Annotated in this window: 13 protein-coding genes; all 13 read left to right on the top strand. The window is 44.8% G+C overall.

Annotation, left to right across the window (positions count from 1 at the left end):
* Positions 1-160 precede the first annotated feature (160 nt).
* The gene (locus L1076_RS24040) at positions 161-661 is read left to right on the top strand and encodes a type II secretion system protein (RefSeq protein ID WP_039975678.1); all 501 of its coding nucleotides are present in this window, start codon (positions 161-163) and stop codon (positions 659-661) included.
* A 66-nt stretch (positions 662-727) separates the two neighbouring features.
* Positions 728-943 carry an MSHA biogenesis protein MshA gene (locus tag L1076_RS24035; protein WP_237304629.1) on the top strand — a complete coding sequence of 72 codons (216 nt, stop codon included), beginning with the start codon at positions 728-730 and terminating at the stop codon, positions 941-943.
* 133 nt (positions 944-1,076) lie between these two features.
* On the top strand, positions 1,077-1,562 hold the full coding sequence (locus L1076_RS24030; RefSeq protein ID WP_045408585.1) for a type II secretion system protein: 486 nt from the start codon (positions 1,077-1,079) through the stop codon (positions 1,560-1,562).
* Entirely contained in the window at positions 1,559-2,128 is a 570-nt protein-coding gene (locus L1076_RS24025; RefSeq protein ID WP_105068484.1) for a type II secretion system protein, read from the top strand. The genes L1076_RS24030 and L1076_RS24025 overlap by 4 nt, the downstream gene beginning before the upstream one ends.
* A complete protein-coding gene (locus tag L1076_RS24020; RefSeq protein WP_045408580.1) occupies positions 2,128-2,841 on the top strand; it encodes a prepilin-type N-terminal cleavage/methylation domain-containing protein in 714 nt (237 codons plus the stop codon). The genes L1076_RS24025 and L1076_RS24020 overlap by 1 nt, the downstream gene beginning before the upstream one ends.
* On the top strand, positions 2,831-3,265 hold the full coding sequence (locus L1076_RS24015) for an MSHA biogenesis protein MshP (protein WP_105068485.1): 435 nt from the start codon (positions 2,831-2,833) through the stop codon (positions 3,263-3,265). Before L1076_RS24020 ends, L1076_RS24015 begins: the two co-directional genes overlap by 11 nt.
* A gap of 6 nt (positions 3,266-3,271) precedes the next feature.
* Positions 3,272-7,189 carry a DUF6701 domain-containing protein gene (locus L1076_RS24010; RefSeq protein ID WP_237304628.1) on the top strand — a complete coding sequence of 1,306 codons (3,918 nt, stop codon included), beginning with the start codon at positions 3,272-3,274 and terminating at the stop codon, positions 7,187-7,189.
* Between the two features lie 152 nt (positions 7,190-7,341).
* Positions 7,342-8,385 (top strand): rod shape-determining protein, encoded by a 1,044-nt coding sequence (locus L1076_RS24005; RefSeq protein WP_005381144.1) that lies wholly within the window; start codon positions 7,342-7,344, stop codon positions 8,383-8,385.
* A 148-nt stretch (positions 8,386-8,533) separates the two neighbouring features.
* Positions 8,534-9,424 (top strand): rod shape-determining protein MreC, encoded by an 891-nt coding sequence (mreC, locus tag L1076_RS24000; RefSeq protein ID WP_038864553.1) that lies wholly within the window; start codon positions 8,534-8,536, stop codon positions 9,422-9,424.
* A complete protein-coding gene (gene mreD, locus L1076_RS23995; RefSeq protein WP_038864551.1) occupies positions 9,414-9,902 on the top strand; it encodes a rod shape-determining protein MreD in 489 nt (162 codons plus the stop codon). Before mreC ends, mreD begins: the two co-directional genes overlap by 11 nt.
* Before the next feature lie 4 nt (positions 9,903-9,906).
* Positions 9,907-10,476: a Maf family protein gene (locus tag L1076_RS23990; RefSeq protein ID WP_038864549.1), complete on the top strand. Its 570-nt coding sequence runs from the start codon at positions 9,907-9,909 to the stop codon at positions 10,474-10,476.
* 18 nt (positions 10,477-10,494) lie between these two features.
* The gene (gene rng, locus L1076_RS23985) at positions 10,495-11,964 is read left to right on the top strand and encodes a ribonuclease G (protein ID WP_039975690.1); all 1,470 of its coding nucleotides are present in this window, start codon (positions 10,495-10,497) and stop codon (positions 11,962-11,964) included.
* A gap of 11 nt (positions 11,965-11,975) precedes the next feature.
* The gene (locus tag L1076_RS23980; protein ID WP_237304627.1) at positions 11,976-15,854 is read left to right on the top strand and encodes a YhdP family protein; all 3,879 of its coding nucleotides are present in this window, start codon (positions 11,976-11,978) and stop codon (positions 15,852-15,854) included.
* Position 15,855: the final 1 nt, after the last annotated feature.

Below are 15,855 nucleotides of genomic sequence, written 5' to 3'. Positions count from 1 at the left end.
ATGGCGAATCGTCATTCTGCTCAAGCGGTAGAAAAAGGGCTCAATGGATAAACATTGGTTTATCGTTGAGATGCCACACCGTTTTGACATTATCCAAAATGGTCGCATGACCGATAAAACTTTGCAGTCACTCTGCATGCTTACATAGAGAGAGTAAACAATGAAAAGACAAGGTGGTTTCACCCTTATCGAATTGGTAGTGGTAATTGTAATCCTAGGTATTCTAGCGGTAACTGCAGCACCACGTTTCCTTAACCTGCAAGATGATGCTCGTAACGCAACATTAGATGGCCTATCTGGTGCAATCCAAGGTGCTGTTGGTATTGTGTATGGCAAAGCAGCTATTCAAGGTATTGAGTCGGCAGATGCAGATGCTGGTACAAATGTAGATCTTGGCAATGGTGAAAACGTTCTAACCATTTATGGGTACCCACTAGCAACAGCTGATGAAATTGAAAAAGTTGTTGATGGTGTTGGTGCTGATGAAGATTTCCAAGTTATTACTACAGGTGGTGATGTAGCAGCAGATACTGCATGGGTAACATTTGGTATTCCAAATTACTCAAAACAGTGTGTTAAGTACACAATGGCAGCTGATGCAAATACTCCTGCTTCTGTTGAAATCAGCGAAGCAGCTGCAGAATGTGTAGTAGCTCCATAGTAATTCTCAAAGGCCAGCTAGTCTGGCCTTTATCTCTTTATTTTGATTAATCTCGGAATAGTACATATGCGTAAATCATCGGGTCTTAGTGCAATAGAGTTTGTGGTTGTACTGATCATCTTGGGTGTTATCGGTTATGTGGTATTACCAAGATTTATCAGCTTCGAGCCAGAAACTTACGAAGCCAAGTGGGAGCAAACTAAGCAAACCGCTGAGCATGTTTCTGAGACGCTAAGCAACAAAGAAACTTACGATCGAATTGAAGAAGAATTGGAGCGATAAAAAGGGGAGAAATAACCTTTATTGGTTATTTGAACACCAGCTCACAGTTCGAATTTAAAACTTATAAACCTATCATTATTCTCATAATTTCATCGTATACTTACTTCGCTTGTCCTAAGCCTAAGGTTGGGTTATGAAAATTCGCAGCTCTACATTAGGGTTTACATTAATGGAGCTGATCCTAGTGATCGTCCTCCTTTCCATTCTTTCTCTCTACGCTGCTAGCCGCTTTATGGGCAAAGGTAGCGTCTCCGCGTTTGCGCTTCAAGAGCAGGCTATTTCAGTGATTCGCCAAGTACAGGTGAATCGCATGCAATCAAACACCTCAACCACAGATACCAATTTCCAATTGCAAGTTTCCTCTAATTGTATCGGCTCGGTTGCGGCTTGTTCGCTGAGTGGCAATGCGAAAGAGGCTCGTAGTGATCTCGTTGAGGATGACTCTGCAACGTTCAGTCTAACTGGCGCGACAAGCCCGATTAACTTCGATTTACTGGGGAATCCGTTGAGTGTCGCTTCTGGTGGCGTGTCTATTCTTATCCGTGATGTAAACGGTCAAAGCCAATGTCGAGTGCTGATTAACTCTCAAGGTTATGTCTCTGAAGGATCGTGCTCATGAGAAAGCAACTCGGTATGACCTTAGCTGAAATGATCATTGCTATTGTCCTGATGGGCATTGCGATGGTTGCGTTTACCTCCTTCCTTGTTCCGCAAATTCGTGACTCCGCGATGCCACACTATCAAACCCGAGCAACTGCGCTTGGACAAAGCTTCATGTCACAAATTTTGGCGCGCGGTTTTGATGAGAACAGCGACTTTGATGGCGGCCTATTACGTTGTGGGGAAAGCTCGCTCGGAGCGCCAAATTGTTCGAGCAACCTCGGCCCTGACTCTGATGAGTCTATTCCCGAAAACTTCAACGATGTCGATGATTACATCGGTTGTTGGAGTACACCAACGACGGCGAGTCAATGCCAAGGGACAAACCGTGGCAATATCTCAGATATTTTGGGGGCAAGCAGCGAGAATAAATACCGAAACTTCCGAGTTGAAGTTGGTGTGGCATATGACGATCTGAGTGCGACACCACCGACAGAAATCACTAACTATAAAAAAGTCACAGTTACGATTTTCGCTAGTAATGCTCAACCTCTGACACTAACAGCAATAAGAGGTAACTACTGATGAAAGTTCGTGGTTTTACCTTAATAGAGATGATCGTCACCATTGTGATCGGTAGCTTTATCATGCTCGGTATTGCGGGTTATGTGCAGTTAGGCATGAAGGGATACGCAGACACGATTGATCGACAGCGTATGCAAACTCAAGCGCAGTTTGTGTTGGAAAAAATGTCGCGTGAAATTCGTCACGCAGTCCCAAACAGCTTTCATGTACCTACCGGAACTACCAATTGCTTAGAGTTTGTTCCAATTGAGTATTCTGGCTTTTACACGCTGACAAATAACAACTTAGAGTTTCTACTTGGGAACGACTCAACGTTAAATCCTATCCCTCCTAACCGTTGGATGGTGATTAACCCCAGCCGTTATGAGGACTTGCAATCCACCTCTTCACAGAGTCTAGCTGTAGGTGGTTTAGCTAAAACAGACGGTGTGTTTGTTGTTAGTGGGGCGGCAAGTACGATTGGTGGCACTTCTATCTCTAGCCGTCATTACATTTACCAAAATAAATCAGAAGTTCGTTACTGTTTTGATAATGATGAAGTTATTCGCAATGGCATTACGGTTGCAGATAGCGTGGATACCTCTGTTAGTGATATGCACTATCTAGAACCAACCCTGCAAAGGGGCGGTATTGTGCATATCAACTTAGAGTTCACTCAAAACGGGGAGCGTAGTGTTTACCAACAAGACGTACAGGTGTTGAATGTTCCGTAAAAATACTCAACAGGGTAATGTCCTGATCGTCGTTTTGTTCGTCATCATTGTAATGGGCTATCTAGCCGCATCATTGATGAAGGTGAGTTGGTCAAACCAAAGTACGTTAACGAGAGAATTCTTAGGAACGAAAGCTTGGTTTATTGCTCAATCTGCCAATGAGTGGGCACTGACTCAGCTGTATCCGTTAAATAATGACGAGCCTGATGTAGCTAGTTTTTGTGCGAACACCGTAAGTGGTGCGACACCAAATGTAACGGTAGGCACTGGTTGTCAGCTTAGAGCGATGACATGTTCAAATATTGGTACCTTTAATGCGGGTGCCTCTGAAGCTGAATCTCTATTTCGTGTGCAAGCCACAGCAGTTTGTGGCACCGGGGTTGCACAAGTACAGCGACAACAAGAGATTTGGGTTAGGGAGTAAATAATAATGAGAAAAATAATAACGCTAATACTTGCTAAAGTACTTTTACTTTCTTCATTTGCAAGTTTTGCTGCTGTCAATAACAACCCTCAGTTTGAGTTCGGCACTATCCCTGCCGAAGACTGTCAGGTTCTGAATAATGAGCGAGGTGTCACTTGTGATATCAAGTTCCAAAATACCTACGATGAAGAACCGTTGGTCTTCGTTATGTCGACGATTGATGCATCAATGTCTAACTTTTCTCAAAAGAAAACGGAATACCCGTCAGATCTGCGAGTATGGTCAAAGTCTAAAACTCAAGCGACAATCAAGCAGTTGTTCCCTCCTCATAGCGCCGCATGTAAGCGCTTGAGGTACAACTCAAGCAAGAAAAAGTGGCAATGTACAAACAATAACAACCAAGGTGAAAGAGTTACTTTTGTTGACGCGCCAATGGAAGATATTGATTATCTAGTTATTGAACCTGGTGTTATTAAGTTTGACGGTGATGCCATGATTGTAGCTGGTGAGGTTAGCTCGAATCTCACGTACTCGAATATTGGTGGTTCAACGTATCGCAGCAAAGAGGTTAAGTTTCGAGACTTTGGCCTAAATACATCATTTGCATCTGCCCCTGGTGTCTTGGTGCAATTGCAAACACGAAAGAATTACTCAGGCAATGAACCGTTATGGTTGAGCTCGATTGCTTTGAATCCTACCACCAAAGGTTTCTCACTAATTATTGACCGTTCTGAAGTGACTAGAAACTCAGTTTTGTCTAGGTCAGAAGATGTGGCGTTTGTAGCCGGTCTAGGGCAAGGCTTTGTTAACGGCCGTAAGTTTTGGCTTGGGGATGGTTCTACTCGAAATACACTCGGTGATCTTGATGATAACGTTATAAAGCCAGTCACTGAAGGTTGTTTGCAAGTCAGTGACTTTCCTGTTTCGGGCTTTAAATCTGCACCAGTATTACTTGCTTCTAAACGAACTCGTAATGGTAACAATGGTGGTTGGTTGCGTCGTTGTTCAGTAACGAAGAATGGCGTTGCTCTTATCAACGAAGAAGATATGCAAAGAGACTCCGAGCGTGGTCACGTGGTCGAACCTTTCTCCTACTTCCTTTTCGACAAGCCTCCTGTAGATGACGTATGTCAGCTTTTCCCATCTCCAGCTCAAACATGGGATACCAATACGAATGGTGAACTAGTGATGAGTAATAATACTCTTATCTCTGGCGCTAACTTAAGTAATGGGAAACGGTATGTAGGTTTTAAGCCGGGGAAAATCACCATGCACAATAATGCGAGTTGTGACAACCAGAGTTGCCTCGGTGATTCTGGTTTGATGGTGAAGAAACAAACATTGGAAAGTTTTAGAAGCCCGCAAGATCCTAATTTGCAAAATGTGATTGTCAGTGGAAGGCATGGTGTGGGGGAAAGAACGTTTCGCAACAACGAAATTATTGGCAATCTGTCTGTTGAAGAAACAGGAACTGTTTACTTTGAGGCGGGAACTTACTGGGTTGGTTCTATCAATATAAACAATGCTGGCAAGATCATAATTCCTGATGGTGAAAAAGTTACGATTCATGCAAAGTCGGTTTCTATCAGTAATAACAACAGTTTCTTTGGTGAATTGGAAGGTGGTGAATTAATTGTACTTGTGCATGACTCTCAGTCTAGTTATGTAAATTTTGGCAACAACACCGCATTTTCTGGACTGCTATACAGCGAAGTAGACGTGCCTTTAAGTAACAACGTGATTGTGAATGGTGCAATCACAGCTAGAAATATTCGGATGTCAAATAATGCTGAAATTCATGCAACGGATAACCACTGTTTTACGCCTTCTGACAACTATGAAGTAACGCTATCACCAGCAACACAATATGCGCTGATGTGCGGAACAGACCAACCTAGCTTTGAAATAGAAACCAAGAATGATGGTTATGCGGAAAGTACAGGGGTTACTGTGCAGGTTTATCCTGATGCCGATAAGTTCTCTGTAGAGGTTGCTGATAGCACAGGTACTGGTACTTACCCAAGCTTTACAACAAGCAATGTGTCTTCGAAGCTTGGTAAGTTGAAGCTGCAAGTTACCGTTACAGATCAAAATGGTATTGAGCTTGATGACGAATATACGTTAAAGGTTACGGTGGACAATGACCCATCAAAAACGCAGACGTCTACCTTTAAATTTGTACCATTCAAGTTTGATGTAGATGACCAAACGGTCGTAGCTGGTAAAAATTATCAAATAGAAACAAGAGTATTAGCTTGTAACGATGGCCAGCAAACTGTAGTGAAAAGTTACACGGGCTCGCCAAGTGTTCAGTTAGAAATTGAAACACCAGCTGACGGGCGCAGTGACGAGAGCTTATTAACATATGAGCCTAAATTTATTAGCTCAGAGCAAGGTAAGACATCAGATACCTTTAAGCTAATGGATTCGGGCTTGTACACAATCAAACTCGAAGATGCGAATTTCACGTGTGACCCTCAGTACTCCGATGAGTGTCCAATCGCTCCGGATGAAGAGAAAGGTGAGCAAGAATCAGTGACTCTCAATGGCTCATTCAGCGTTAAGTCTCGACCATGGAAAATTGCCGCATGTAATATTGTGGCGAAAAATGGTGGAAAAACTAACCCTGCGACACAAGCTACTGGTGATGGCTTTATTGCCTCTGCTGAAAGCTTTAATGTGACCTACAAACCAGTCGTTCATAGCGACTCACGTGGTAATGCTACCAATGTTTGTGAATACCCACTGACACAAAATTATTTCTCTGATTCAAATACGGCTGCACCGCTTGATGCTGAGTTTTCTGTCTTGTATCCATCGGGTGGTGATATCGCCAACTTAGATCCAAGTAAAGGTTCAAGCTTAGACTTTAGTTCGGAAGAAGCTAAAACGGGTAAAACAGTTGAATACGTTTGGGATGAAGTTGGCGCTTTAAACCTTAAAACTAGAGCAACGTATTTGGGAGAAAAATTAGATGAATATGACGTCACCGTTGGTCGTTTCTATCCTAAATATTTTAAGGTTGTGGACAGTTCTTGGGCTTACACTGATGAGCTAAGTTTTGTTTACATGAACCAGCCTTTTGATGGGGTCGAGTTCAGCGTGGAAGCTTTGAATGCTAACAAAGCTGCGATTAAGAACTATGCAGACTTTGCTACAACAGCTGAATTCAACCTAGATGATATTGACGATTACTCAGCTCGCTTTGATGCGCCCGATTTTGGCGCTGGTGACTGGAGTAACGAATCTGATAAAAGTATCGGAGACTTCTCAATTGGTAATAGTGGTCAGTGTATCGGCAGTGCATGCTGGAGCAAAGATATTGGCGGCAATTACCCTGATGGACCGTTTAACTCAAAAATTGGTACTGCAATCTCAGAGATTGGCTTGGTGTACACCAACAATGCAGACCCCGTTGGGTACATTATTGATACTGAAAAAGGCACTAATTCACGCTTAGTCGATCAACCAGATATCCGTTTTGGTCGTGTCGACCTAGATGATGTAGGCGGTAACCAAGGCACGACATTGCGAGTACCACTTCGAGTTGAATACTGGAATGGCAGCCGTTTTATCGCTAACTCTGATGACAGTCAAACTAGAGTTCTTGGGGAAACTGAAGATGGCTCTCAGGTACATATTTGGCCTACAGATAATACTGCTAAAGTTGTTTCTCTAGGGGCTGGTGGGCTAGTTAGTTCAGGTTATTCTCGTTCAGTTACTGCAACAGAGGCGGAGTCTTATCGTCAACAAACTCGTGTGTGGCTTGAGCTTGATGGTGTTCTAAATGCAATTCCATGGCTCAAATACGATTGGGACAACGATAACGCCGAAGAAAACCCATCATCGGTCGTCACGTTTGGTATTCACCGTGGTAATGATCGCGTGATTTACCGTGGAGAACCGGGCTTAACCGGACAGTAACAAGTTAGGTTTCTTGCGTTAAGTAAGGAAACTGCAAGAAATTGAGGCTTTCTGCTCATGTTTGTGTACCAATGCCTTGCTGTGACAGCGAGGCATTGGTACATTTAGGACAATTTTTGTCTTCTAAAATTTTTGCAGGATGAGCGAAGAATATGTTTAAAAAACTTCGTGGCATGTTTTCTAACGACCTATCTATCGATTTAGGTACTGCCAACACTCTAATTTACGTAAAAGGACAGGGCATCGTTCTAGATGAACCTTCTGTAGTTGCTATTCGTCAAGATCGTGTAGGTTCTGCAAAAAGCGTTGCTGCTGTAGGCCATGCGGCAAAACAGATGCTTGGTCGTACACCGGGTAACATCTCAGCTATTCGTCCAATGAAAGATGGCGTTATCGCTGACTTCTACGTAACAGAAAAAATGCTTCAGCACTTCATCAAGCAAGTGCATGACAACAGCATTCTAAAACCAAGCCCACGTGTACTCGTATGTGTGCCTTGTGGTTCGACTCAAGTTGAGCGCCGTGCGATTCGTGAATCTGCACTCGGTGCTGGCGCGCGTGAAGTTTACCTAATTGACGAGCCAATGGCGGCGGCAATTGGTGCTGGCCTACGTGTTTCTGAGCCAACAGGCTCAATGGTGGTCGATATTGGTGGTGGTACAACAGAAGTTGCCGTTATCTCACTAAACGGTGTGGTTTACTCTTCTTCTGTACGTATCGGTGGTGACCGCTTTGATGAAGCTGTGATCAACTATGTGCGTCGTAACTACGGTAGTTTGATCGGTGAAGCAACGGCTGAAAAGATCAAGCACGAAATCGGTTCGGCTTACCCAGGTGATGAAGTTCAAGAGATCGAAGTTCGTGGTCGCAACCTTGCAGAAGGTGTGCCACGCAGCTTTAGCCTGAACTCAAACGAGATCCTAGAAGCGCTTCAAGAACCGCTATCAGGCATCGTATCAGCAGTGATGGTTGCACTAGAACAGTGCCCACCTGAACTGGCGTCTGATATCTCTGAGAACGGTATGGTTCTGACAGGTGGTGGTGCACTACTGAAAGATCTAGATCGTCTACTAATGGAAGAAACTGGTATTCCAGTTGTTATCGCTGAAGACCCACTAACGTGTGTGGCTCGTGGCGGTGGTAAAGCACTAGAAATGATCGACATGCATGGTGGCGATCTCTTCTCTGAAGAATAAAGTGTGTGGTGAAGCTCAACATGAGCTTCACCTTCATTTCTGCTCTCTGTAATTTCAATCTGCTCCATACCTAGAATCGTCTCAAGTCGAATTCTCAGGTTGCCAAGTAAGGCTCTATATTCATGGTAGCAATCAGGTTAAAAACAAGATGAAACCGATTTTTGGCAGAGGACCATCTCTGCAATTGCGTCTGTTTTTTGCTGTCATCGTGTCGGCGAGCTTAATGCTGGCTGATAACCGTCTAGATACGTTTTCCAACGTCCGATACCTATTGAACAGTATGGTTGCGCCTATTCAGTACGCGGCCAATATGCCTCGTAGCATGTTTGATGGAATGTTCGAGCGTTTTAATACCCGTCAGGCATTGATTGAAGGCAATCGCAATTTGAAGCGAGAAGTGCTTCGCCTGAAGAGCGAGCTTATCTTGCTCGATCAATACAAAGAAGAAAACCAACGCTTACGTAAACTGCTTGGCTCTTCATTCGTCCGTGACGAGAAGAAAGTTGTAACAGAGGTCATGGCTGTTGATACATCGCCATACCGCCACCAAGTGGTGATCGATAAAGGTCGTATTGATGGTGTTTACGTCGGTCAGCCTGTTATCAATGAGAAAGGCATTGTTGGTCAGGTGACGTTTGTTGCAGCGCACAACGCACGTGTTCTTCTCCTCACTGATGCGAAAAACGCAATTCCAGTCCAAGTGATTCGTAACGATATTCGAGTCATTGCATCAGGTAATGGTGAGGTTGATGAGATCCAATTGGAGCACATCCCAACCAGTACCGATATTCAAGTGGGTGATCTGCTGGTGACATCGGGTCTTGGCGGTATTTATCCAGAAGGCTACCCTGTCGCAACTGTTACGAATGTCGATCATGATACTCGCCAAGAGTTCGCATCAATCAAAGCGGAACCTGTGGTTGAGTTTGATCGTCTGCGCTACTTGCTATTGATTTGGCCGAATGAAGACCGCCAACACAAAGTACTGCAGTCGAATGTAGAAGAAGGTTCAGAACAAGAGGTAACCGATGGCCAATAGTGTATTTAGAAGCCGAATGGTCATCGGCGTTAGCTTCTTCGTCGCGCTAGTCCTGCAAACCATTCCGTGGCCAGGTGTTTTGGATCTACTGCGTCCATCATGGCTGTTCCTCGTTACCTGTTACTGGGTGCTGGCATTGCCACACCGTGTCAATGTTGGTACCGCTCTGGTTTTAGGTTTGCTTTGGGATATTTTGATTGGTTCGACGCTTGGGATCCGAGGGATGATGATGTCGATCATTATCTACCTAGTGGCGCTCAATTTCTTGGTAATCCGTAACATGGCATTGTGGCAACAATCTATTTTGATTGCCTTTTTTACCGTGCTACTGGAACTTCTCATCTTCTGTGGGGAATATTTGAACCAGGACGTAGTATTTAATCCATTATCTCTGTGGACTGCGGCAATAAACTGTATACTTTGGCCATGGATGTTTTTACTGATGCGACGCGTCCGTCGCGCATGGCACGTAAGGTAACGTTGTGAAAAAGGGCTTATCCCTCGTTCTCGCATCGGGTTCTCCGAGAAGAAAAGAGCTGCTTGCTCAGTTAGGTTATGATTTTGATATTGTGCTTCCTGATATAGAGGAAGCCAAACAAGATCACGAGCAAGCACAAGACTACGTTTTGCGACTCTCTCTGGAAAAAGCTCAAGCAGGCTTAGCGATGGCTAAGCCTGATTCCGTTATATTAGGCTCTGATACCGTAGTGGTATGCGATAACCAAGTACTAGAAAAACCAAAAAGTTTTGAAGATTCAAAACGTATGCTCAGTAATTTATCGGGTCGTCAGCATCAAGTGATGACCGCTGTGAGCGTCGTATCATCAGAACAACAACACTCAGTGGTCGTTATCACTGACGTGTGGTTCAAACCACTGACTCATGAAGAAATAGAACGATACTGGCAGTCAGGTGAACCATGCGATAAAGCTGGAAGTTATGGTATTCAAGGACTCGGAGGGCGTTTCGTCACCCGAATCGAAGGCAGTTATCACGCCGTAGTAGGCTTACCTTTGTTCGAAACCGATCAGCTAATTCAAGAATTTTTATAATTGTTTTGAGGTGTGCACATGAGTGCAGAATTGCTGCTAAACGTGACCCCGAGTGAAACTCGCGTGGCCATGATTGAAGGTGGAGTACTACAAGAAGTTCATATAGAACGAGAATCACGCCGTGGCATTGTTGGCAATATTTACAAAGGCAAAGTAAGCCGTGTATTGCCAGGCATGCAAGCGGCGTTTGTCGATATTGGTCTGGATAAAGCGGCATTTTTGCACGCGTCAGACATCGTTCCTCACACGGAATGTGTCGCAGAGAACGAAAAACAACAATTCCAAGTGCGTGATATTTCTGAGTTGGTTCGCCAAGGCCAGGATATTGTTGTGCAAGTGGTGAAAGATCCACTTGGTACCAAAGGCGCACGTCTGACAACAGACATCACTCTTCCTTCTCGTTACCTTGTCTTTATGCCGGGAGCGAGCCACGTTGGTGTGTCTCAGCGTATTGAAAGTGAAACAGAGCGTGAGCGTTTGAAGAAAGTGGTTAATCACTACTGTGATGAACACGGCGGTTTCATTATACGTACCGCAGCAGAAGGCGCAGACGAAAAAGAACTTTCTCAAGACGCGGCATTTTTGAAGCGTTTATGGCAGAAAGTCATGGAGCGTCGCTCTAAGTACAAAACCCGTTCTACCTTGTACGGTGAGCTAGGTTTAGCACAGCGTATCTTGCGTGATTTTGTTGGCACTGAGCTTGACAAAATCATGGTCGACTCTCGCCTTGAATACGAGAACCTGAAAGAGTTTACGTCTGAATATGTGCCAGAGTTGACTGATAAGCTTGAGCTGTATGAAGGTGATAAGCCAATCTTCGATATGTACGACACAGAGAACGAAATCCAACGCTCTCTGGAACGCAAAGTTGAGCTTAAATCTGGCGGCTACCTGATCATCGATCAAACCGAAGCTATGACTACTGTCGACATCAATACTGGCGCGTTTGTTGGTCGTCGCAATCTAGAAGAAACCATCTTCAATACGAACGTTGAAGCGACACAAGCAATCGCACGTCAACTTCGTCTGCGCAACCTTGGTGGTATCATCATTATCGACTTTATCGATATGGCATCGGATGAACACCGTAAGCGTGTACTTACCTCTTTAGAAGGTGCTCTTTCAAAAGACCGTGTGAAAACTAACATCAATGGCTTTACTCAGCTAGGGTTAGTAGAGATGACACGTAAGCGTACGCGTGAAAGTATTGAACATATCTTGTGTTCTAGCTGTCCTACTTGTGAAGGTCGTGGCAGCGTGAAGACTGTCGAAACCGTGTGTTACGAGATTCTGCGTGAAATCACCCGAGTGAACCGCGCTTATGATGCAGACAACTTTGTTGTGTACGCATCGCCATTTGTCGCGGAAACGCTGTTGGGCGATGAGTCCCATGCGCTCGCTGAACTCGAAGTATTTATTGGTAAGCAAGTTCGTATTCAAGCTGAACACCTGTACATTCAGGAGCAGTTTGACGTCGTGATGATGTAATTGGAAAATTTGTGAATTCTGGTTTTAACCGTTTCGGGCGCTTCTGCGCGTGGAGCTTGGTTACTCTGTTGGTTCTTTTAGCCATACTAGTAACTACCCTGCGCGTAGCATTGCCACAACTTAACCACTTCCAAGATGAGATCAAAACCTGGGTCAAGCAAGGCACAGGTTTTGACTTTTCTATCACCAGCGTTGCTGGTTCTTGGCGTAATAGCCACCCCTCGATTTCGTTGCAAGGTTTAGAGGCGAATTTGCCGAATAACCAAGACGCACGTTTTGCCGTTGATGAAATTCATATCGAATTTGATTTGATCCAATCGATTTTCAAGTTTCGACCTGTGGTCGCAGATTTGACAATCGACGACTTGGCTTTAGATATTCGTACCGTCGATCTTCTGTCCAAATCAGAAGGCAAAGAACCGCAAGCGAATGCCAGTAAAAATGAAAGCAAATTAATCGACCAACTCGATTCATTGCTGTTACGTCAATTTGAAGATTTTACCATTACGGACTCGCGCATTTGGTACAAATCTGTCTCTGGCGAAACGCGCCGCTTAGACATAGAGCAGCTTCGTTGGAGTAACGATGGCAAACACCATTTAGCAGAAGGAACCGTAAGCATTGCGGATGCGAGTTTGAATGCTTTGTTAGTGCGTGCCAACTTCAAAGATCATGGTTCACTACGCGATGTTTCAGGTGAATTCTATGTGAGTGCACAAGACCTTTCTGTCACACCTTGGTTAACCACTTACATGCGTGATGAATCAGGTGTGGAATCGGGCAAGGTGAGCCTGAATACATGGCTCACTCTAAAACACAGCCAGCCGAATTATGCCTATGTTGAATTGCAGCCATCTGAGCTGGTTTGGAATGAAAATGGTCGTCATGACTTATTGCTTGAATCAGGCATTTTTAAGCTTTCCCCAGACAAAGATGGTTGGAAAGTAAATGGTCACTCACTGCAAATCCGCACTGATGACCGACCTTGGCCAGAGTTAGACGTCGCGTTTGATTGGCAGCCGGATGGTTGGTTACTTAATCTGTCTCAACTTGATATTGAAGCATTGACGCCATTAATCAAGTTAGCGCCAGAGTCGGAATCCACGAGTGAATTGCTTAACAAACTCGCACCCAAAGGACGAGTGGAAGACATTCGTCTTTCAATGAGCGGTGGGCTTGATACCCTGCGCTACTCTGCCGAGCTAGACCAATTAGGCTTAACCCAATGGGAGTTATTGCCGGGCTTTAACCACGTGCAAGGTACTGTAGCTGGTGACTTAAATCAGGCGAAAGCCAAAGTTACCGTGATTGATGATGTTTTTCCATACGGTGATGTTTTCCAAGCGCCACTGAATATCAAACAAGGTCAGGTGGACATTATTTGGCAGCAAGACGAGAGCGGTTGGCGTTTGTGGTCAGATAAAGTGACTGCAGCGACACCTGACTTACAGGTACTTGGCGCGTTCCGTCTTGATTTCCCGAAAGATCAAAGCCCATTCCTATCGTTTTATGCCGAAGCTGACCTCTACAACGCGGGTGAAACTTGGCGTTATCTGCCAACTCTTGCGCTTGGGCAAGACCTGACCGACTACCTATCTACCGCAATTCAAGGTGGTAAGGTCAATACTGCAAAACTGCTTTGGTATGGTGAGCTTGGTGATTTCCCATACAAAGAACACAACGGTATGTTCCAAGCTTGGGTTGGATTGAAGAATGCGAAATTCAGTTTTGACACGGCGTGGCCAACCATCACCAATCTACAGTTAGATTTGCTGTTCGAAAACGATGCCATGTATTTGGACTCGAAGTCTGCGACGTTAAATGGTGTCAAAGCTAAGCGAATTACAGGACGTATTCCTGAGCTTGCTGAAGGTGGTCACATCGAAATCGAAGCCAAGGCTAGTGCGCCGGGCAATGAAGTTCGTGATTACATGATGGCAACCCCTCTCGTCGATTCAGTTGGTGCGGCTTTGACGGCATTGCAAGTGAGTGGTCCTGTTTATTCAGAGTTCCAACTCAATATCCCATTTGACTCCGAGAAAGACGCGCGTGCTTGGGGTTACGCCGATCTTAAAAACAACCGTGTTGATATTGATGCGCCGCCGATGACGTTAGAAAACGCGACGGGCCGTATCAAGTTTGATAACGACGTTGTGACCACTTCTGGCTTGTCGGCCGAACTGTTGAAACAGCCTATTTCACTTGATTTTCGTGGTGAGAATGCCGAACAAGGCTACAACGTGACTATCAACACCTTAGGTGATTGGGAAGTCGGCCCACTTAAGCCTTATCTTGGTGAGCGCTGGTTGAGCCTCGTTTCTGGTCATGCGCCTTGGCAAATGGACATCGACTTGCAACTCAATGACGTAGGCTTTACGTATCAGGTAGACGTTTTGGCGCAGCTTAGTCAGCTTGTGAGTGATTATCCTTACCCGTTAGCGAAAAAGCGCGGCGAAAAAGGACAAGCTAAACTACAAGCATCGGGCAACCAAGAGAGTATCTCTGCTCGTTTAGAAATACCAAATGCGAAATACCAAACTGAAATTGATATTTCAGGAGATGTGCCGGAATTGACGGCAACGCACCTGGTTTTAGGTAATGGTGGTTTTAAAATTAGCCCAGTCGTTGGACACAATGCCTCGATTCGTTTGGATGACCTGAGCTTAGATCGTTGGGCTGATCTTATGCATGTGCCGCAAAGCAAAACTCAATCTGTACTATCGAGCATGAAGACGCCAACCATTCCACTGCCGACGCGCATTAACATGGATGTGCAGAACTTAGAGCTTGGTGGAATTGAGTTCCATGATGTGGATTTGAATGCACGTAAAAAGAACTCGAGTTGGCAATTAGAAGTAGACAGCCAAGAGGTGAAGGGCAAAGCAAATTACCTCAAACCTTCTGACTTATCTGTCTCTTTAGATCATTTGCATTTGTATATTCCTGGCTTTGATGAGATGACCAAAGAACGCAGTTCTCTGTTTGCCAGTGAAGACCAAGCCGCGCCGCTCATCTCAAACTTTGACCGCAAGTTCCATACAGAGATGCCAAACTTAACCTTGAGCATTGATGATTTTTGGTTGCAAGGTTACAAGGTCGGTAAGGTAAATGTGGACGTCGAGCGTGCTAACAACCGCCTCGAATGGAAAAATGTTAACTTCAGTAGTGGTCAAAACCGTGTTGACATGAGCGGATGGTGGGAACTGACGAAAGAGCGAAGTCATTCAAACCTGACCATGAAAGTGAAGGGTGAAAACAACAGTGACTTGATGGAGCGATTTGGGATTACTTCCGGTATCCAACAAGCGCCGTTTGAAATTAATGCCAACCTAGATTGGGATGGCGCACCTTGGTCGATGAAGACACAAAGCTTGCAAGGTGATGTGTCTACTGAGTTTGGTAAAGGTGTGATCACTGAAGTCAGTGGTGCAGCGCGATTGCTGGGGCTTTTTAGTCTCGATTCTATCATTCGTAAGATGCAGCTCGACTTTACTGACGTATTCGATAAAGGGATGGCATTCAACTCAATCTCGGGGACAGGCAAGATCCAAGATGGCGTGTTTATCACCAACGATATTGTGATGGATGCATTAGCTGGAGAGATGAAGATTCGCGGTATTGCTGACATGAACACACGCTTGGTAGATGCGGAAGTGAACTTCACACCAGACATCACTTCGGGTATTCCAATGCTGACCGCCTTTGCAGTAGCACCTCAAACCGCGCTGTACGTACTGGCGATTTCGACCGTTATCTCTCCTGTGGTGGAAGTCTTCACGCAGGTAAATTACGAAGTGAAAGGTCCTCTGGATTCACCTACCGTAAAAGAGATTTCACGAAGCAAAGGTGAATACAAGTTGCCAGAAAAACTGCGTGAGCAAGCGAAGTAAT

This window comes from Vibrio sp. MMG023 (assembly GCF_021654215.1).
Lineage (GTDB): Bacteria > Pseudomonadota > Gammaproteobacteria > Enterobacterales > Vibrionaceae > Vibrio > Vibrio jasicida.
Note: the sequence above shows the minus strand (reverse complement) of the source record. Positions and strands in the feature narration are given on the sequence as shown.

Coding starts and splice junctions, on each gene's coding strand:
- L1076_RS24040 (WP_039975678.1), top strand. CDS start 161: ATGAAAAGACAAGGTGGTTTCACCCTTATCGAATTGGTAGTGGTAATT.
- L1076_RS24035 (WP_237304629.1), top strand. CDS start 728: ATGCGTAAATCATCGGGTCTTAGTGCAATAGAGTTTGTGGTTGTACTG.
- L1076_RS24030 (WP_045408585.1), top strand. CDS start 1,077: ATGAAAATTCGCAGCTCTACATTAGGGTTTACATTAATGGAGCTGATC.
- L1076_RS24025 (WP_105068484.1), top strand. CDS start 1,559: ATGAGAAAGCAACTCGGTATGACCTTAGCTGAAATGATCATTGCTATT.
- L1076_RS24020 (WP_045408580.1), top strand. CDS start 2,128: ATGAAAGTTCGTGGTTTTACCTTAATAGAGATGATCGTCACCATTGTG.
- L1076_RS24015 (WP_105068485.1), top strand. CDS start 2,831: ATGTTCCGTAAAAATACTCAACAGGGTAATGTCCTGATCGTCGTTTTG.
- L1076_RS24010 (WP_237304628.1), top strand. CDS start 3,272: ATGAGAAAAATAATAACGCTAATACTTGCTAAAGTACTTTTACTTTCT.
- L1076_RS24005 (WP_005381144.1), top strand. CDS start 7,342: ATGTTTAAAAAACTTCGTGGCATGTTTTCTAACGACCTATCTATCGAT.
- mreC (WP_038864553.1), top strand. CDS start 8,534: ATGAAACCGATTTTTGGCAGAGGACCATCTCTGCAATTGCGTCTGTTT.
- mreD (WP_038864551.1), top strand. CDS start 9,414: ATGGCCAATAGTGTATTTAGAAGCCGAATGGTCATCGGCGTTAGCTTC.
- rng (WP_039975690.1), top strand. CDS start 10,495: ATGAGTGCAGAATTGCTGCTAAACGTGACCCCGAGTGAAACTCGCGTG.